Origin of the sequence: Nostoc sp. UCD121 (assembly GCF_014222285.1) — a bacterium.
Taxonomy (GTDB): Bacteria; Cyanobacteriota; Cyanobacteriia; order Cyanobacteriales; family Nostocaceae; genus Nostoc.
This window is the reverse complement of the sequence record NZ_JACKZS010000007.1, coordinates 72,224-90,587: the sequence shown is the minus strand read 5'-3', so window position 1 is coordinate 90,587 and position 18,364 is coordinate 72,224. Positions and strand designations below refer to the sequence as shown.

The window sequence follows — 18,364 nt, the reverse complement described above, 5'->3', positions numbered from 1 at the left end:
CTGCTCCCTGCCCCCTGCCCCTCTTCCCACTCCCCTGCTAGGCTAGAAATAGCCGATACAGAAAAGAGGGAATCGAGAATATGCCGCACACAATTGTTACAGAAGTCTGTGAAGGCGTAGCTGACTGCGTAGATGCCTGTCCAGTAGCTTGTATTCATGATGGCCCAGGCAAAAATGCCAAGGGAACAGATTGGTACTGGATTGACTTTGCCACTTGCATCGACTGTGGTATATGTCTCCAAGTTTGCCCAGTAGAAGGGGCAATTCTGGCAGAAGAACGACCGGAGTTGCAAAAAACTCCGTAATAGTCCATAGTCAACAGTCAATAGTTATTTTTGGACTTGACTGTTGACTTAAGAGGCATGGGAGCAGAGGGAAGCGGGCAGGGGGAAGATACTGGAAATATACTGATACAAGGGTTTCAAAGCAAATAAATTTATTTATTCTCAAAAGTAAAAATATTTATTTTGAGCGGAAAGTGCCACAAGAAATAATACGTTCTTGCCTCAAGCCCATAAATTTAATTTATGGGTTTCTCCCACTGCTCCCCACTCTCTGCCCCTTTTACTCTTTTTGACCAATGACAAATTACAAATGACAAATGACAAATGACAAATGACTATTTACTAGATGTTCAAAATGTCCATGCTGGATACATCAAAGATGTAGATATCCTGCAAGGTGTAAATTTCCTGGTTGCCCCAGGGGAGTTGGTGACAGTGATTGGCCCCAACGGTGCTGGTAAATCTACTTTAGCAAAAGCAATTTTTGGGCTTTTGATCCCCCACACAGGCACAATTACCTTCAAAGGTGAAAATATCGTGGGGCTAAAGTCCAATGAAATTGTTCAACGAGGAATGTGCTATGTACCGCAAATCGCCAATGTTTTCCCCTCTCTCAGTGTTGAAGAGAACTTGGAGATGGGTGCTTTTGTACTTAATGTTCCCCTGAAACCAATTAAAGATAAAATATTTACCATGTTCCCCAGACTGAGCGATCGCCGTCGTCAACGGGCTGGTACTCTCTCTGGAGGAGAACGCCAGATGCTAGCGATGGGCAAAGCTTTGATGTTGGAACCTAGTTTGCTGATTTTGGATGAACCATCTGCTGCTTTATCCCCGATCTTAGTGACACAAGTATTTGAGCAGATTAAACAAATTAATCAGGCGGGAACTGCGATCGTATTAGTAGAACAAAATGCCCGTAAAGCCTTAGAGATGGCTGATCGCGGCTATGTACTGGAGTCTGGACGCGATGCTATCTCGGGCCTTGGTCAAGAACTGTTGAACGATCCTAAAGTGGGTGAACTATATCTAGGAGCAGGTAAAAGACATTAACCATCTTTAATCACTCTTGCCCCATTCAACATAACACCACTTTAAATAAGGAAACTTCACGAGCCGATAGCGATGTCGAAGGCGGTCTGCGCCTACGCTATCTATAAACTAATACAAAAGCTATAACAATTCCTGCCACTGCCGCGACCGTCGTTTTCGATGCTCAAAGAATTCTCCCCAATAATCCTTGCGTTTCTAATCACATCTACAGCAGGTAAAAAGGGAAAACAGGACATTCATTCAGGAAAAATTATAAAAATGCAAATTAACCGGATTTGCCAGAACCCCAATTGAACAAGAGGGCGTACTAAACTTCCTATATATAAAGCTCTGCATCAGTTTTTGATATAATTCTGAGTCAAAATAATGACTCCAAAGCCGCTCTAGAGGAAATCTGGGGCGTTTTTCATGGTATAAAAACGCCTATGTTTACCCTAATCAAAATTGATTGAGTGCTTTTGGCAATTTGGCATCCAAAATTTTTATGTTCCAGTTTTAATTGATATATCAGCAGGGTTACTGGGACATTGAGAAACTTCTACAAGGGATCGATTCCCGTCTCAAAAATCCCACCCAATGGCCAGTTGTTGACGCTCAGGCTCTGTAAACTACCTTAAATGGTGGATGCAGTAAACAAGCAGAGCAAGCGTCACCGCTTCACCACAACTGGCTAGAAATCAAACAGAAAATACATAGTTAGTTAAGGGTTGCTCTCCTAGCTCATCCATTTTTTTTATGGCATTGCGTAGAGGAAGAGCATTAGGTTCCATTAAGCAAGCGTAGCTGGAAATTGTATCGGTCAGTGATAAGTTAGGCGCACTCACAAATTCGGTTACTCAACAGCTAGAGGAATGACTCAACTCATTGAGTGCTGCAAAGGCGTTCCAAGAAATAAATTATCCAAATAAACGAACCACAGAGACAAGGCAGCGCGGTCTTCTCCCAAAGGGAGAGGCTAGCGCCTGCCGTAGGATGCCCGAAGGGCTGTAGGGGGTTTCCCCCATGAGCGACTGCCGCACAGAGAACACAGAGAGAGAAAAAATAGAGAGAATTTTTGTGTCAGTTTTGGGATGTTTTTTTACTTGGAAGTCCCTAAGAATTTAGAGTTGACAATTTTGCACAAATACTGCTCAAGATAAGTAGTTTTTTGTGCCTAATTAATCAGTTTTTCTAGTTTTAATAAAGACATATTAAGTCACAGATAAACTGATTCATGTTTTATGAAAAAAATGAAAAATAATTTGTAGCTAGATATAACTTTGTGTTACGATCCAAAACACTCAAAAACTCAAAGCTTTAAAGCGAAGTTTGACAGTATGTCGTTTGACTATAAGAGCGGCTCAACTGACAATTATGGAAGATATTGTACTGAATAAGCCGTTATTGTAGAGGGAACACGAAATGAAAAAAATGATTACAGTCATACTGTTAGGCATAGCAATCTTCACCTTTGCCTTCAGTAGCCCAGCTTTGGCAGGAGATGCCGTTAGTGGAGCTAAAGTATTTAGTGCTAATTGTGCTTCTTGTCATGCGGGAGGTAAGAATCTAGTTCAAGCAGCAAAAAACCTGAAGAAGGAAGCTTTGGAAAAGTATGGTTTGTACTCAGCAGAGGCAATAATTTCTCAAGTTACAAATGGTAAAAATGCTATGCCTGCCTTCGGCAAACGTTTGAAAGCTGACCAAATTGAAAATGTAGCTGCTTACGTGCTTTCACAAGCAGATAAGGACTGGAAGTAGATTAATATCTAATACCATTTCTGTATGAAGATGCGCTTAGAAGGCTGATGTAAAACTATAGATTGCAGGAGCAATTTATGAATTGCCCCTACATGCATAAAGTGCAGTCTCACATAGAATTGCTATAACTTCAAAAATTAACAATTAGCGGGGCTTTTTGTCCTGCTAATTTTAGGTTTGCCAAAATTGTCAAATAGGATGCTTATACCAATTTTGGATTAATAGTCTTGATAAAAAGACTGTTCCAAGAACATCAAACACTATTACCTATACTAATTTAGTACTATGAGTAATTTATGGCGATTATTTACCACTGTAATTATTGCTTTTTCTCTCACTTTTTTGACTTTATCTGCACATTCAGCACCCGTTTCCATTACCCAAATTACGGCGAGTAATTTTTTGGAATTAGGTGTAGATAAGATGCGGCGCGGTAATTACCAGGAAGCAATAGAGAGTTTTAATCAGGTAATTGAAGTTGCGAAAGATTTTGCTGTAGCTTACAGCGATCGCTGTCTTGCTTATCTTCAATTACAAGATTACCATCAAGCGATCGCAGATTGTACCCAAGCTATAAATTTTGCACCTAATGACTCTGAGGCTTATCTGAACCGGGGTTTGGCACTTTACAGACAAGGGGATTATTCCGGTGCCATCGTTGATTATAATCGAGCGATCGCACTTAAACCTTACGATTTTCGAGCTTACTACAACCGAGGGTTAGCCTTTGCAGGGGATGGGAAAGACTCGGAGGCAATTCTTGACTTTAATTTAGCTTTAACTCAAATTCCCCGAACTACTAGCTTACTGCTTGCAGATATCTATAATGACCGAGGTTTGGCGCATTTTGTCTTACAAGATACCCAAGCAGCGATGCTCGACTTTAATCTAGCAATTCGTCTCAACGCTAACGATTATAGAGCGTACTTTAACCGGGGTTGTACTTGCGGCCGAAATGGAGATGACTCTGGTGCAGTGCGTGATTTTTCTCAAGTCATCAGACTCAACCCCAGTAATGCCCAGGCTTACGTTAATCGGGGAGTAGCTCACTATCGCTTAGGATATCATTTAGGAGCTATATCTGATTTACAAAAAGCATCTGAGTACTATGGACAGCAAGGAAAAAAAGTTGCTTACGAAAAAACTTTAGATTTACTGAAGAATCTGCGACAACAAATTTCGTCTGCAACGGAAATCGCTCTTTTGTAAGACTGTAAAGACTATACAGGGTATCCACCAGCTTGAAAAATCTGTTCTGCGGTTAAGTTTAACTCTGGGAAAAGAGGTGAGATAATGCGTTCCCCGGAGGGGTTGCCGCAGGCATCGCTACCTCGAAACTGGTTGACTTGATATTCTCCCTCAATTAAAGTGTAAAGCGAGACAGTTGCTTGTTTGGGGTTGCCAATAAATCGCCTACCACCTAAAGCCGCATAGTCTACAATCCAGTATTCTGATATGCCTACAGCCTCATAGTCAGCAGCTTTTGTTAAATAATCATCACGCCAATTGCTACTTACCACCTCAATTACTAAAGGTATTGATTCCGCTTGGCTTACAGTAGATTATTTTTTCCACAGAGGTTCATTTACCAAATTAGGGCGATTTAATATCAGCACATCTGGTGAGTAAGCAGATTCATTTTCAGGCGGTTTGACTAATGCTGTTTTGGGTATGAAGTAGGGAAGATTTAAACGAATACACTCTTTAGTAATTTCAAAGGCTAAAAATCCAACTACCTCTTCATGGTCGCCTGTCAGTTGCGCCATTTCAACTACTACTCCATCATGCAATTCATAAAGTTTTCCTGTGTTGTCGGGATATTTAGCAACGAATTCGTCAAATGTAACTAGTTTGCGTAAGGCTTGAATCATAAATTATTGCCTTTTATTCTGTTTATGAAGCGCCCAGTTTTATTAATGCTAACGTAATTCATAATTAGTATGTAATAGCAAATTATATAGCAATACTGACTCATCTTTGAACAACAATATTCCCAACTTTTTAGAAAAGTCGGGAATCTAAATCTGTGGAAATATGACAGCGTGTCTTTTGACACGATTTTACTTTTACAGCAAAAATACTACGTGGTGACTATTTCTACTTGGTGTGAAAGAGAACGTGAAAAAAGATTTTTTGTTGCTAACAGTTGCTTTACCGGGTTTACTGATAGCATTTCCTAGCTTTGCTGCTGAGAGTGAAATTGAGCAGAGAAATACTGATAAATCAACCGAAGTCATTTCCGATATTCAGAGTTTGAGTGAAGTTGAGTTACCCGCCACTAATGCCGAATTATTAACTCAACAATCTGCACCGAGTGAAGTTAATCCAGAAACTCAGCCAGATTATACAGATGATGCAGACATTTCCATAGAAGCGATCGCAGAACCAGACAACCTACCTCAATCTACACCAACTTACGTAATTGATAAAGAAGAAATTCAAAAGCAGGGCGCTACAAGTTTAGCGGATATCTTAAAAAGAATGCCTGGTTTTGCAATCAATGATGTAGGTCATGGTGCAGATATTCATACAGGTACATACTATCGCGGAGCCTCAATTAATCAGTCTGTATTTCTAATTAATGGCAGACCAATTAACAATAATGTCAACACTTATCATGGTGGAACTGACTTAAATAGCATTCCTGTAGAGGCCATTGAACGAGTGGAATTATATAGCGGCACAGCCTCCGCTTTATATGGTTCCTCAGCCTTTGGGGGAGTTGTAAATATCATCACCAAGGAAGGTTATGGTAAACCTCAATTGAGCGCTAGTGCAGAATTTGGCTCATTGAGTTTAAATAATCAACAAGTGACTTATGGTGGTTCATCCAATAATGTTAAATATAACTTTAGCTTTGAAAGATTCTTTACAGATAACCGTTATCGCGTGCCTGTAGGTGCAGCAAATCGTGATGAACAGGGATTTTTATCAAATGCAGATACAGCTACAAGTACCTACTTTGGTAGCATTGGACTAGATTTAGATAAAAAAAATTCGTTGAATTTAGATGTTACTGCACTTAGCAGTCGTCGCGGCTTAATTTATTTTGGTTTCCCTCTGCAAAGAGATAGATTAGACCACGATGGTTTAAACGTTGGCTTATCTTGGAAAACTCGACTAGGTAATGGGGAAAGTTCTAATCTTACCACCTCAATTGGTTATAACCAAGATTATTTCAGCACTTATGGCCCTACAGGAGCATTTTACCGTACAGGAACTTTAGATACACAACAACTGACAGCCAGGGTAGATCATGAGTGGAAAGTTACTTCCAATAATAAATTGCGCTGGGGATTAGATTTGAAAAACACCGATTTAAACGGTGATGTTTTGAGTACGAATCCTAGTAGGATTGCCACTAATGAAACTGAAGATAGGAGTTTGTTTAATACAGCTTTATTTGCTGTGAATACTTGGAATATTAGCGATGATTTTCTGATAGATTTAGGGTTAAGGCAAAGTTTTGACAGCCAGTTTGGAAATTATCTCAACCCTAGTGTTGGGTTACGTTATGCCGTCACACCAATAGTAGCAGTGCGTGGAAGTTGGGCAGGGGCACAACGCAATCCTGGGTTAGATCAGTTGTATGTTTATGATACAGTTCATGGTTGGGAACCAAACCCTGATTTAAGACCAGAAACTGGCTCTACTTGGAGTGCGGGAGTAGATGTCAATTTTTCAGATAATCTGATTGGACAGTTTACTTACTTTGGTAGTAGTATAGGCGATCGCTTGGGAGTCGTCGCCGGCAGATGGGAAAACATTGGATTAGTAGATACCAATGGTTTAGAGGTTGCATTGCAATTCAGAATTGCGGCTGGCTGGTCAACTTTCCTCAACTACACTTATACAGATGCCCAAATAAAAACAGGCTCAGAGAGAGGTTTACAGTTAGGTTTGATTCCCTATTCTGTACTACAAACTGGTGTGGGTTATCAAAATTCAGGTTGGCAGGCTAATTTGTATGTTACCTACAACAGTGGCACTCGCAGAGCCTTCTTTACAAATCCTGGTGACACGATTACAGATTTTTCGCCTTCTTTCGTAAATTTAGATTTGAGTGGTCGTGTACCTGTAACTAGCAATGTAGGATTGACAGTTTACTTAGAAAATCTCCTCGGTGAGCAATATGAGCGAGTTAATCGCATTTATAGCCCTGGATTTACTTTCCGTGTAGGTTTAAGCGCCAATTTTTAGGTGTTAAAATCTCTGCGTTCTCTGTGGCTCTGCGGTTTAAAAGTTATTTATTGAACCACAGAGGCGCAGAGAACACAGAGAAAAGACGAGTTTTTTGGTAAAGAGGAGGCACCGCGATATAACATCGTGCGTTAGGCTAAAGCCGTAGCGCACCCTACTTAAAATTTACTTTTAATATAAAATTTAAAATTGCAATGAGAGCTAGAATTGACAATCAAATACTTTTTATCCACCACGAAGATTTACCAGAGTTTAAGAAAGGTGGTTCAGTGGTGCGGAATTCTTATTTCTGGGCGTTACGTTCAATTGCCGCTCATGCTTCGCGTTATCGTGATTGGGAATACGAACCGGAGGTTTGGTTAGCTCTTTCAAGAATGCTTTTATCTTTTGCTGAATCTGGGTATTTGGGTCTTAGAGAAACTTTGCTGGAGTTTCCTTTCTCTCAAGGGGAAATTCCTAGTTTGTTGCGAGATGTGTCTACTTTTGAGTAAGCCAAATGAACTTTTTTGAAACCATTTAAGTATTTTGAGGAAGTAATCAGCAAATATGCTTGATAATTAAAAATTGCGGCTACGGACATCATATTACCAAAATAATCTTTGAACTTATCGGGCACTCGTAAGAGGTTCAATCCGTCACGATTAGTCATCATAGACAAACCCTAGTTAATAGTAGGGGTTGTTTTGACAAAACAATTAAGATGGTGCAGGAAAAAACGTGAAAATAGCGATTATTGCGAAAACATTAATTACATCTATCGGTTTATTAGCTTTATTTGCTCCAAGTCAAGCATCGGCTCAACTTGTACCGCAACCTTGGGTTTCAGTCGGTGGAAAAGATGGTGATATAACTTATGCTGTAGGCGCTAGAGCTTTAAATTTTGGGGTTGAGCTAGGAACTGGCCCTGATGGCGCTACGGGAGTAGATGTTTTGAAATTTATCAGTTTGCCTGTCATCTCACCTTATGTAGGAGTTGGACTTTATTCAGAAGATAAAGGTGTTGCAGTTTCCGGTGGTGTTCAGGTAGGTGCTACTGATAATGTTTTTGTTGGTGCTGGTTACAATTCTATTCGTGGTTTTAACGGGCAATTGGGAATCAGATTTTAACTAATTCGTAGGGGGAATAATTGAAGTTGAGATTAGTTCTCTAACATGAACTGCGGAATCTTGTTGTAATGCTGATGCCGCGATCGCTTCACTCTCAACTATACTCAATCGAGCGATCGCCTGTTTCACCCCAGGTATACTTTGAGGATTGACGCTCAACTCATCCAGCCCTAAACCTAATAAAATTGGTGTTGCTATAGTATCTGCTGCCAATTCTCCACATAATCCTACCGAAATCCCAGCGGCATGAGCAGCCTGGATAGTTTGCTGCACCATTCGCAGCACGGCTGGATGTAGCGCATCAACCAAATTTGCCACGCGGGGATTAGTGCGATCGCTAGCCATGACGTACTGACTCAGATCGTTAGTCCCTATACTAAAGAAATCTACTTCAGCTGCTAACTGATCTGCGATCGCAACTGCTGATGGAACCTCCACCATAATCCCTAGTTTCATGGCTGCATCAAAGGGAATACCAGCTTGATTTAGTTCAGCCTGCACTTCACCCAAAATTGCTTTAGCTGCGCGTACCTCTGTCACAGTGGCAATCATTGGCAACATGATCTTAATTTGGTGTCCTACACTGGCTCTCAAAATTGCCCGTAACTGAGTTTTGAATAAATCCAGATGATCTAAACAGAAACGAATTCCCCGCCAGCCTAAGAAAGGGTTTGCTTCTGGAAACCCAACTCTCAGATAAGGAAGTGGCTTATCACCACCGACATCTAAAGTACGAATAATTAGCGGACGATTATCTAAAACTTGGGCGATCGCCTGATACACTTCAAGTTGTTCTTCTTCTGTAGGGGCGCTGATTCTATCTAAATAAAGAAACTCTGTGCGGAGTAATCCCACCCCTTCTGCACCGCTAGCCACAGCAACTTGGACATCATTTATACTACCAATATTGGCGAAAACGCTAACTTGCCGACCATCAAGAGTAATTGCTGGCTGGTGTGCCGTTGCTCGTGCTTCCTGTTGGGCAGTTTGCCAAGCCTCTCGCTTTGCCTCCAGTAAATCCAGGATATGTGATTCTGGTTCTACCCAAGCTTTGCCACTTTCACCATCAAGCGCCATAAGTGTACCATCTGCCAAGTGCAACACCTGGGAATCTACTCCCAAAACTGCGGGAATACCCAATGTCCGGGCGATGATGGCGCTGTGGGAGGTGGCGCTACCAAAAGTTGTACAAATACCCAACACCATTGTCGGATCTAGTCTAGCGGTATCTGAGGGGGTTAAATCAGTCGCTACTAAAATTGCCGGTTCCGAAAGATGCAAGTTAGCAGGGGCATTCCCAGCTAGTAATCGGAGTACCCTTTGCCCTACGTCAACAACATCCTCAACTCGCTCTTGCAGATAAGCATCTTCAAGTCTTCGGTAGGAAGTCACCACCTCCTCGACTACGGCTTGCCAAGCTGCTTCAGCATTTATATGGTGGTCTAAAATACGCTGATGAGCCGCTTCCAACAATACTGGATCTTCTAAAAATAATAATTGGGCATCGAAGATGGCGGCTTCAGTGTCACCAATTTGCAGAGATGCTTGGGAAAAAACTGCTTGGATTTCTTGTCGAGCAGTTTGAATTGCTGCTTGTACTCTTTGCCACTCTGATTCAGGATCGTCTACATGATATTCCGTAATCGTAATATGAGTGGGTTGATAATGAACAACGGGTGCGATCGCTACTCCCCTAGAAGCGGCAATTCCCGAAAGTTCGCCGTGAGTTGCTGGCGTAACTTCGTGGTGAAATACTGGTGGAGAATTCAAGGCAACATTATCTTCACCAAAATTATTTGTAAATAACGTCTGTAATGCCGCCAGCGCTTCATCTGCATCCGAACCGGTGGCAGTAATTACTAGTTCGTGTCCTTGACGCACCCCTAAAGTGGTGACTTGGTTAATACTGTCACCCCGAACTAGCCCAGTATTCCTCGTTAAATTCTGCACCAGAATTTGGGATTGAAAGCGGGCGACGGTTCCCACAAACTGGGCTGCGGGACGGGCGTGTAATCCTAAGCGATTGCTGACAATTAACCGGATTTCTTTGACGGGAAATTCTGAATTTCTGGCTTCGATGTTGTCACTGACAACTGACAACGGACTTACACCCAATTGAGTTGCTTTTGCTAGGAGTGCGCCGCGTGCTTCCGCCATGACTTGGTGAATGTTTTTACCAGCCCCCGCCGCAACAACAGCAGCTACAGCACCTTCTACTAGAGGTGCTTCACACAAATACACTTTTTGTTGCTGTGCTTCTGGCAAAAACTCAATGGCCATTTCTGCACTCAGCAAAGCACTACCCAAGTCCATCAATACCAAAACACCATCATCAGAGAAAACAGAAGCGATCGCTTCATAAACCTGAATCGGATCTGTACCCAATGGATTTTCAGGATCTTCAATACCTGCTGCAACAGCGATGGAAACTTGGCCCTGAACCATTTGCGCGGCGAGTTCCCGCACACCTAGAGCTAGTTGTTTACTGTGAGAGACGATAACAATTCCGATCGCTGCCATAGCGCCAAACTTGTCAAGAGGTTTGCGTTTAGCTAGTTATCCATTCCAATCTCCCATTCCGCACCGCTAAAAACAGCGTTTATCTTGATTACAATTGCAAGTCCCCGAAGATATTCCGGTCTTTCCAGCTAGAAATACGAATAAAGTAGCCTTCTTTTACAGAAATATGTGGTATCCACTCATAAACACCATCGCTAGCGGTACGGGAAGAAATATTTTGGATAAGTTTGTTTCCATCGTACAGCTTAATCGAGACATCGCTATCAAAATTATCCTGCCACAATATTAAATAGGGCTGATCCTTCGTGGGAAGTACTTTAGCTGTTAGCTGACCGATCGAGATTTTTGGTGCAACCTGATTTTTAGTTGTCTTACGGAATCCCAAATAATGAGGAAGGTTTCGGAAGGCAGGATTTTCTTGCGGTTTAGAAAGTTGGGGAACAATAATATTTCCGTTCTGGGAATTGAACAGATAAGTTGATCTGCCGCCGTCAACAGTAATGATGTCGCCTTTAACTCCTAATTTACGTAATAAATCGGCTGCCTCATCCAGAGTTGCTTTGTTCACCGTCATAATCAACAATAACTCGTCACCTTTAACACTATCTTTGTTTAGAGTACCGATGACTTGATACTTATTTGCTTGGTTTTGAGCTAAGACTTTTGCTGGATGATCGCTGTATCGGTAAGTAACGATCGCATTTTTCACTCCATTTTGGTTGAGAGGTGCGCCGCTAACCTGGTTGTAATCGGTAATGTATGCCTGTTTATTATCCCAGACTAGAGCTTTGAGACGAATATTACTATAGTATTTATCTTTTGGTTCTTTGATTGGCCCATAAGGGCTATTGCCACCACTGATGACTACACCATTTAATTTAATTGGAAAGGATAATTGAGTACTAGACTCGTATTGCTCAAAAAAAGAACAATTAATTATTGAGAAAACATTATTTGAGTAAAGTTGTCTATATTTTTCTGCAACTTCAGAAAACAATTTTCTATTGAAAAAAGGACTGTAATATTTACTTTCCCCCTGATAATATTTACCCTCCTTTATACCCATATTATCTACTTCTCCGATAATTTGGTCTATGTGTATTTTGCGGAGGTCAATAACTTGTAAATAGGCTTCATTCCCATTGGTTAATTCTTTTTTATATAAAGCCGCTCCATCTATAGCATGGAGAGGCTGATAAGAAGATAAAGGGTTGAAAGTTTGGGCAATCCAAAAGCTACTCAGAATTGGCAACAAAAAAAGCAATAAATTGATTACAACATTCATGAGTATTTGATTGAGTTAGAAATAAGTATTTGGAATTATAATTGAAATTTAAATATTAGCAAAATTTTTAAATCTAAGCTTTGAGTTCAGAAGGTGAAGTTTCAGGTTCTAAAGCCCAAGTTTTAAGTTCAATTAAAATTAGATCCCCGACTTATCGAAGAAGTCGGGGATCTGGACATCGCGCATTTTCACCATTCATTTAGGATTGCTATAGGACTAATGCGTTGACAGGAAAAACCAAGTATAGATGATTTGAAAAACCAGATCCATCGGGGATATTAACCTAACCGTATTTTAAATGCTTTTGCGATCGCTCTCAAAATCTCAACGTTGAGCCTCTGAATTCGGAACTTCGACCTTTTTGCTCGAAGGTTGAGCCTTTGAACTCGGAACTCCGACCTTTTTGCTCGAAGGTTGAGCCTTTGAACTCGGAACTTCGACCTTTTTGCTCAAACGTTGAGCCTTTGAACTCGGAACTCCGACCTTTTTGCTCGAACGTTGAGCCTTTGAACTCGGAACCCCGACCTTTTTGCTCGAACGTTCAAGCTTTGAGCTTTAAACTTGCACTTCAACAGTGCAATTGATGAGTTATTTCCTACGGTGCTACCTGTTGAGACTTGACTTTCCGATTTCTACGGGAAAACCGTTGCCCCATTTCTTCAACCATCGTATCTAAACCTGTGCCCTGACCACTGACTTTAGCATAGTTATATACTTGCAAGGCGGCTGCATAAGCTTCGCTGCCTACTGCCAAGGATGTATCATCTACCAAATCTTGCAATTGTGTCAACGAGAGCAATAGTGGATACAACGCTTCAAACAACTGCACATCTTTCCGCATCTCATCTATGTCAAACGATCGCGGTAAGAACTCTGGGTTTTGCGTCGCCACCTCTAATGCTTTGCTTACAAACGCCCGACTTTTATCTCCCATCTTAGGTAAAGCTTTTCGGTCATCTGCACTCAAATCAACTAAAAATGGTAAGTTTTCTTTAATTGTAGCGATCGCTTGGAACACAGCATCTCTCTGTGTTTGTGCCAGTGTTGCACTAATTGAGGTCGTAGACATAAGAATAACCCTCCAGTATGTTTCTTTAATCTAGAGTGCCCAGCTATACAAAATAAATTTCAATATGGTATTTCTATCTTGTCCGAACCGCGCGATCGCATAGTATATTTATTTCCACCATTGCGTACTAAGTTGATGAAGCACTTAAAAACATCCGTTGTAGTATAGCTCTGGTTTTGTAATACTAGTGGTATAAGAGATGATGGCTCAATTTGAATACAGCACTCTCGCCCATCCACAGGATATCCAGCAGTTGGAACATATCCTTGAACAGTGTTTCATCAGCGCCCTTGGTGGTGAGGAAGCTTACATCAACATGATTGGCGTAGAAAATTTCCGTATTATTCGGAGATTAGAGCAAGTAGCTGGTGGATTAGCAACTCTCGACATGGGTCAGTGGTGGGGTGGTCAACGTGTACCAATGACAGGAATTGCCGTAGTGGGCATTGCTCCAGAATATCGGGGTTCGGGGGCTGCGATCGCTCTTATGCAGCACACCCTCAAAGAACTTTACGATAGAGGTATAGCAATTTCCGCTCTTTATCCAGCTGTTCAAAGCTTGTACCGGAAAGTAGGTTATGAGCAGGGGGGTAGCTGGTGTATTTGGGAGATTGCTACCCAAAATATCCAAGTACGAGAGCAACCCCTACCTTTGGAATTAGTAGCAAGCATAAATCATGAAGTCTTTCATGAGCTATATCAGCAGCAGGCGAGACAAACGCATGGATATTTAGACCGACATCCAGCAATTTGGGAACGAATAATTCAACCAAATGATAAGGAAATAGTCTATACCTATTTGATTGGTACTCAAGACCAACCCCAAGGCTACATCATTTTTACTCAAGAGCGAACAAATAATGGTGAAATCCTCTTCGTCAAAGATTGGGTACTAAATACAGTTGCTGCTGCACAAACTTTCTGGTCTTTTCTAGCAAGTCATCGCTCTCAAATTCAACAGGTGCGGTGGAAGAGTTCTGCAATTGATTCTCTGACATTGCTGCTACCAGAGCAAACTGCCAAGATTAAGACTACGAGTCGTTGGTTGCTGCGGATAATAGATGTAGTCAAGGCGTTGGAATTACGTGGTTATCCACCGGCAATCCAAGCCGAATTGCACTTAGAAATTCAAGATAATTTGCTAACTGAAAATAATGGTAAATTTATTCTTTCTGTCGCTAACGGACGTGGAGAAGTCATAAAAGGTGGAAAGGGTGAGTTGCAGCTAGATATCCGGGAGTTAGCACCATTATATTCAAGCTTGTTTACCCCCTACCATTTGCAAATAGCGGGAAAACTGAATGGTACAGAAACGGCTATTTTAGCAGCTACGCAAATATTTGCAGGTGCTTCGCCTTGGATGGCTGATTTCTTTTAAAGAATTGGGAATTGGGAATTGGGAATTGGGCATTGGACTGGTTATTAATTCTTCTCCTCATCTCCCTCACCTGACTTACTTAAACAGACAAGGGGCTTAAGCCCTTTGTCTTAAACCCCTTGTTAAAATTAGTTTTCGTTGGTGTTGAATTTCGTTCCTCAATCCAACCTAAACCTTTTAAAAATAAAGGTTTATGATTTTTTTTGATTAAGGTAATGGAAAATGGCTAGTTAGCTCAAGAAATTTGGAGTACCACTACCACCATTCTTACCAACAGCAGGAATTTCTAATAGACTATCTGTAGCTTTGCCAGTACCGTCATTGACAACGGTTGTAGAGCTACCTGATGGATGTCCATTGGGGACGAACAGTTGCGGATGGTCAAAAGGCGCTTTCTCATACCGAACTCGCTCATCAGTCAGACCTTTTAAAAAGGCGACTAATTGCTGTTTTTCTTCCGGTGAGAGACGCAGTGGAGGAAGAAGCCCTAAGTCACCACCCCGATTGTAAAAATCAATCACTTGCTCTAAGGTTGCATGACCTCCATTGTGGAAGTAGGGAGCAGTGAGTTCCACATTGCGAAGTCCAGGTGCTTTGAAGGCTCCGTCTGCAAACACAAATTCATTAGGATTCAACGGTGGATTCAAGGTGGGAGGATTTTCGCCAAGGAGAAGCTGAAATTTCCCTAACTGAGCCAATCGTGCTTCTGAAAGCGGATTACCGAAAGCATCCTTACTACCCAAACTAGGGTCGTCTGTAGTAGGTCTGACACCGATATTGAAGAAGCCAGTGTCTTCAGGGGAGTTTGGCGGGAAGGGCGCACGTTTGATTCGTCCTTCTTTAGTCACATTGCTTGTTGAAGCAGCTGTCAATTCCGATCCAACGTGACAAGCAATACAGAAAGCTTTGCCCTCAAACAATACTTTCCCTAGTTTCTGCTCAGAAGTTAGGGCATTAGTTTTTCCTTCTAAGAACTGATCAAAGGGCGTATCATTGGCAATGAGTGTAGACTCGTACAACTGAACTGCCAGCCCAAAGAATAGTGAGAAGTTGTACTCCATTAATGTGTACTCATTAGTCTCCAAGGAGCGATCGGGCTTTTTGACAAAATTCCTTCTACCTTCAGCATCAACTTGGATGAGTTGATTAGACTTCCACCACTCCGGCTTGAAAGCATCTTGAATTAGCTGCCCATAAGTTTTATCCTTGAGTCCGGGTTTGGGCGATCTACTATCTGCACCTAAAACGCTGTCTTGGGGATGCACTACCTGTTTACCTAGCGGTCTGAGAGGCAATAACTTTTTCGCAAGTTTTCGGGGGAGCTTTTTACCTTTACCAGCGCTGAGGGATCTTTTGTCAATTCGCCCGAACTTATCACCAATTTCTTGAAAAGTTCGACCATCAGCAGACGACTCAAAGGAACTGAGTGGCGGGCCAACCGCTTGGGATGCCAAAGATGCATTCTTCAGACTGACTTTGACAAATTCTAGTTTATTTGGGTTTGCGGCTTTAGCGATCGCAGCATTAGGATCTCTTAAACCAAAGGGATTCACCCCATTAAAGATATTTTGTGCCCTTCCATCCCAAAAGTTGCGGAAGTTGAATGCTGAATCAATCACAGTTGGAGTGTTACGCGGCTCGACGCGGCGCACATTTACGCCTCCCACGTTAAACACTGGATCTGGCTCGTTTGTTACTTGGTCTTGTGCATTACCAGGTATGACATCAACAAACTTACTATTGAAGATGCCCTGAGAAGAACTGACATCATTATTATTACTATGGAACGGAAAATCTTCTGGTTTGAGTTGGTAGTTTGGTAGACCACCAACATTAAAAACTGCATCTGGATTCTCTGTACCATCAGGGTTAATCCGTAAAAGTCCAGGAGCAATCTGATTTTTGGATCTATTGTCGGCCCCAGCATGGAAGTGACAACTAGCACAGGCGGTTATGCCGTCGCTCCCAACCTGCATATCCCAAAAAAGAGTTTTTCCTAACTTTATGGCGGCTACTTTGTCTTTTACGAAGTCTCCAAGATTGTCCGGCTCCGGAACCGATATGCTTTTGAGCGAAGGTAGAGGCGGTGGCGTAACCTGGGCTGAGACAGTATTTCCAGCTATTATTGCTGCCATAATAATGACAGCAATTGTTATAGTCTTTAAAAATCTTGATCTCAGGTAGTTAAGCTTGCCATATTTGAATCTCCACTCTTGGCGCTTTATTTTTGTCACCATAGATTTGAGCAAAAATCGACTTTTTGAGGTTAGTAGTAAGTAAATGGATAAGCCTGTAATAGAAGTTACTAAGCTTAAATTGGGTAGAAACCCCATAATGCTTAGTACTAAAATAAAACTGAAACAAATTATACGTTTACGTGGAACCCTGAATTTTAATATTCATGTAAAGTAATTACGCTATTTACAAATTTTCTATGAACAAGAAATGCCATGATTTAGCACTAAAAATAAATTGAGTAAGGTCAATAAGCTGTTCTACATTTAATTTGTTTTTACTAAGCTATTAAGATAGATTATCAATAAAAGATTGTAAAATTTAAACATGCAAATTAGATACGTTTTAACTTATCATCAGCCCTACTTTGAGTAGGATACTTGAATGTCACTACATCAAAGTTCTGGTCGCTGGCGTTTAGGGCTAGTATTATCGCTATTAACGGTTTTATTGTGGGGAATTTTACCTATTGCTCTGGCAGTAATTCTGCAAGTACTTGATGTCTATACCGTCATCTGGTTTCGATTTTCGGTATCATTTTTACTACTTGCTATGTATTTAGGAATACGTGGCAAGTTACCAAAGTTAGAACAACTACGTTCTGCTTCTTGGAAATTATTAGCGATCGCTACACTATTCTTAGGGAGTAATTACTTCTTTTTTACCCAAGGTTTATCACTAACATCACCTGCTAACGCTGAAGTTCTAATTCAATTATCTACCCTTTTATTAGGTTTCGGAGGGTTAGTAATTTTTAAAGAACGTTATCGGCTGTATCAATGGATTGGTGTCAGTGTAATGATTTGCGGTTATGTTTTATTTTTTCGTGAACAACTAACGAATCTAATTACAGCAGATGGCACATATCTACTAGGTAGTGTTTTTATAGCACTAGGATCAACGTCATGGGCGATTTATGCTTTAGCACAAAAGCAGTTATTACAATCTTTATCTTCTGCCAGCATTATGTTGATTATTTATGGAGGATGTGCTTTATTATTCACTCCTCTAGCCAAAGTAAAATCACTTTTGATACTCGATCCTTTCCATTTAGGAATGTTGCTTTTTTGTGCTTTTAATACTTTAATTGCTTACGGTGCTTTTTCCGAATCATTAGAACATTGGGAAGCATCACGAGTAAGTGCCGTAATAGCTTTAGCTCCCGTTGTGACATTAATATCAGTTGCAGTTGTATCAGTTATTGCACCTGATTGGATACCATCAGAACACTTCAGTTTGGTAGCAATATTGGGAGCAGGTTTAGTCGTTACAGGTTCAGTGGCGATCGCATTAGGAAAAGCTGATTAGTAGTAAGGATTTTCAGGATTTTTACTGTTTTCTTTATCTATAGAATCCGTGCAACATTCAAAGCTACAACATAAATACTGAGGCGGAGTATTTTTTATTTGTTATGATTTGATAGTGAAGGCGAACTACGGGAGTCACCCATTATAAGATGGATACTTTACCCATCTGTGTGACACTGTAGGATCTGA

The 18,364-nt window shown here is 41.2% G+C and carries 13 protein-coding genes and 1 pseudogene; 9 read left to right on the top strand and 5 right to left on the bottom strand.

Annotated elements, in window-relative coordinates; translation table 11 throughout:
- Positions 1-80 precede the first annotated feature (80 nt).
- From GNF10_RS02940 to GNF10_RS02925, 4 genes are all read left to right on the top strand, one after another.
- Positions 81-305 carry a ferredoxin family protein gene (locus GNF10_RS02940; protein ID WP_012407913.1) on the top strand — a complete coding sequence of 75 codons (225 nt, stop codon included), beginning with the start codon at positions 81-83 and terminating at the stop codon, positions 303-305.
- 303 nt (positions 306-608) lie between these two features.
- Positions 609-1,337 carry an ABC transporter ATP-binding protein gene (locus tag GNF10_RS02935; protein WP_185581119.1) on the top strand — a complete coding sequence of 243 codons (729 nt, stop codon included), beginning with the start codon at positions 609-611 and terminating at the stop codon, positions 1,335-1,337.
- A gap of 1,401 nt (positions 1,338-2,738) precedes the next feature.
- On the top strand, positions 2,739-3,074 hold the full coding sequence (petJ, locus tag GNF10_RS02930) for a cytochrome c6 PetJ (RefSeq protein WP_185581120.1): 336 nt from the start codon (positions 2,739-2,741) through the stop codon (positions 3,072-3,074).
- A 285-nt stretch (positions 3,075-3,359) separates the two neighbouring features.
- Positions 3,360-4,283, top strand: a complete 924-nt coding sequence (locus tag GNF10_RS02925) for a tetratricopeptide repeat protein (protein ID WP_185581121.1) — start codon at positions 3,360-3,362, stop codon at positions 4,281-4,283.
- Between the two features lie 11 nt (positions 4,284-4,294).
- Here the strand turns inward: GNF10_RS02925 and GNF10_RS02920 are convergent.
- A pseudogene (locus tag GNF10_RS02920) lies at positions 4,295-4,945 on the bottom strand (Uma2 family endonuclease).
- A gap of 247 nt (positions 4,946-5,192) precedes the next feature.
- Here GNF10_RS02920 and GNF10_RS02915 point away from each other — a divergent pair.
- The 3 genes from GNF10_RS02915 (at position 5,193) to GNF10_RS02905 (ending at position 8,381) form a co-directional block, all read left to right on the top strand.
- Positions 5,193-7,274: a TonB-dependent siderophore receptor gene (locus tag GNF10_RS02915; RefSeq protein ID WP_185581122.1), complete on the top strand. Its 2,082-nt coding sequence runs from the start codon at positions 5,193-5,195 to the stop codon at positions 7,272-7,274.
- Positions 7,275-7,468: 194 nt separating this feature from the next.
- On the top strand, positions 7,469-7,765 hold the full coding sequence (locus tag GNF10_RS02910; RefSeq protein WP_114083200.1) for a hypothetical protein: 297 nt from the start codon (positions 7,469-7,471) through the stop codon (positions 7,763-7,765).
- A 226-nt stretch (positions 7,766-7,991) separates the two neighbouring features.
- Positions 7,992-8,381 carry a hypothetical protein gene (locus GNF10_RS02905; RefSeq protein WP_163927593.1) on the top strand — a complete coding sequence of 130 codons (390 nt, stop codon included), beginning with the start codon at positions 7,992-7,994 and terminating at the stop codon, positions 8,379-8,381.
- Here the strand turns inward: GNF10_RS02905 and ptsP are convergent, their stop codons facing one another.
- The 3 genes from ptsP to GNF10_RS02890 form a co-directional block, all read right to left on the bottom strand.
- Entirely contained in the window at positions 8,382-10,901 is a 2,520-nt protein-coding gene (ptsP, locus tag GNF10_RS02900) for a phosphoenolpyruvate--protein phosphotransferase (RefSeq protein WP_185581356.1), read from the bottom strand.
- Between the two features lie 88 nt (positions 10,902-10,989).
- Entirely contained in the window at positions 10,990-12,186 is a 1,197-nt protein-coding gene (locus tag GNF10_RS02895; RefSeq protein WP_185607113.1) for a phosphodiester glycosidase family protein, read from the bottom strand.
- Between the two features lie 595 nt (positions 12,187-12,781).
- Positions 12,782-13,255: a hypothetical protein gene (locus tag GNF10_RS02890; protein ID WP_185581154.1), complete on the bottom strand. Its 474-nt coding sequence runs from the start codon at positions 13,253-13,255 to the stop codon at positions 12,782-12,784.
- Between the two features lie 199 nt (positions 13,256-13,454).
- Between GNF10_RS02890 and eis the strand changes: the two genes are divergently transcribed.
- Positions 13,455-14,633, top strand: coding sequence for an enhanced intracellular survival protein Eis (gene eis / locus GNF10_RS02885; protein WP_185581155.1), 1,179 nt, complete (start codon positions 13,455-13,457; stop codon positions 14,631-14,633).
- A gap of 230 nt (positions 14,634-14,863) precedes the next feature.
- Here eis and GNF10_RS02880 read toward each other — a convergent pair whose 3' ends face one another.
- Positions 14,864-16,966: a cytochrome-c peroxidase gene (locus GNF10_RS02880; RefSeq protein WP_185581156.1), complete on the bottom strand. Its 2,103-nt coding sequence runs from the start codon at positions 16,964-16,966 to the stop codon at positions 14,864-14,866.
- Positions 16,967-17,252: 286 nt separating this feature from the next.
- On the opposite strand from GNF10_RS02880, the gene GNF10_RS02875 reads away from it, so the two are divergent.
- Positions 17,253-18,176, top strand: coding sequence for a DMT family transporter (locus GNF10_RS02875; protein ID WP_185580660.1), 924 nt, complete (start codon positions 17,253-17,255; stop codon positions 18,174-18,176).
- The last annotated feature ends 188 nt before the right edge of the window (positions 18,177-18,364 follow it).

Excerpts from the sequence above, each read along its gene's own strand:
- GNF10_RS02925 (WP_185581121.1), top strand. The coding sequence starts at position 3,360 with ATGAGTAATTTATGGCGATTATTTACCACTGTAATTATTGCTTTTTCT.
- eis (WP_185581155.1), top strand. The coding sequence starts at position 13,455 with ATGATGGCTCAATTTGAATACAGCACTCTCGCCCATCCACAGGATATC.
- GNF10_RS02875 (WP_185580660.1), top strand. The coding sequence starts at position 17,253 with ATGTCACTACATCAAAGTTCTGGTCGCTGGCGTTTAGGGCTAGTATTA.
- GNF10_RS02940 (WP_012407913.1), top strand. The coding sequence starts at position 81 with ATGCCGCACACAATTGTTACAGAAGTCTGTGAAGGCGTAGCTGACTGC.
- ptsP (WP_185581356.1), bottom strand. The coding sequence starts at position 10,901 with ATGGCAGCGATCGGAATTGTTATCGTCTCTCACAGTAAACAACTAGCT.
- GNF10_RS02890 (WP_185581154.1), bottom strand. The coding sequence starts at position 13,255 with ATGTCTACGACCTCAATTAGTGCAACACTGGCACAAACACAGAGAGAT.
- GNF10_RS02895 (WP_185607113.1), bottom strand. The coding sequence starts at position 12,186 with ATGAATGTTGTAATCAATTTATTGCTTTTTTTGTTGCCAATTCTGAGT.
- GNF10_RS02935 (WP_185581119.1), top strand. The coding sequence starts at position 609 with ATGACAAATGACTATTTACTAGATGTTCAAAATGTCCATGCTGGATAC.
- GNF10_RS02880 (WP_185581156.1), bottom strand. The coding sequence starts at position 16,966 with ATGGGGTTTCTACCCAATTTAAGCTTAGTAACTTCTATTACAGGCTTA.
- GNF10_RS02910 (WP_114083200.1), top strand. The coding sequence starts at position 7,469 with ATGAGAGCTAGAATTGACAATCAAATACTTTTTATCCACCACGAAGAT.
- petJ (WP_185581120.1), top strand. The coding sequence starts at position 2,739 with ATGAAAAAAATGATTACAGTCATACTGTTAGGCATAGCAATCTTCACC.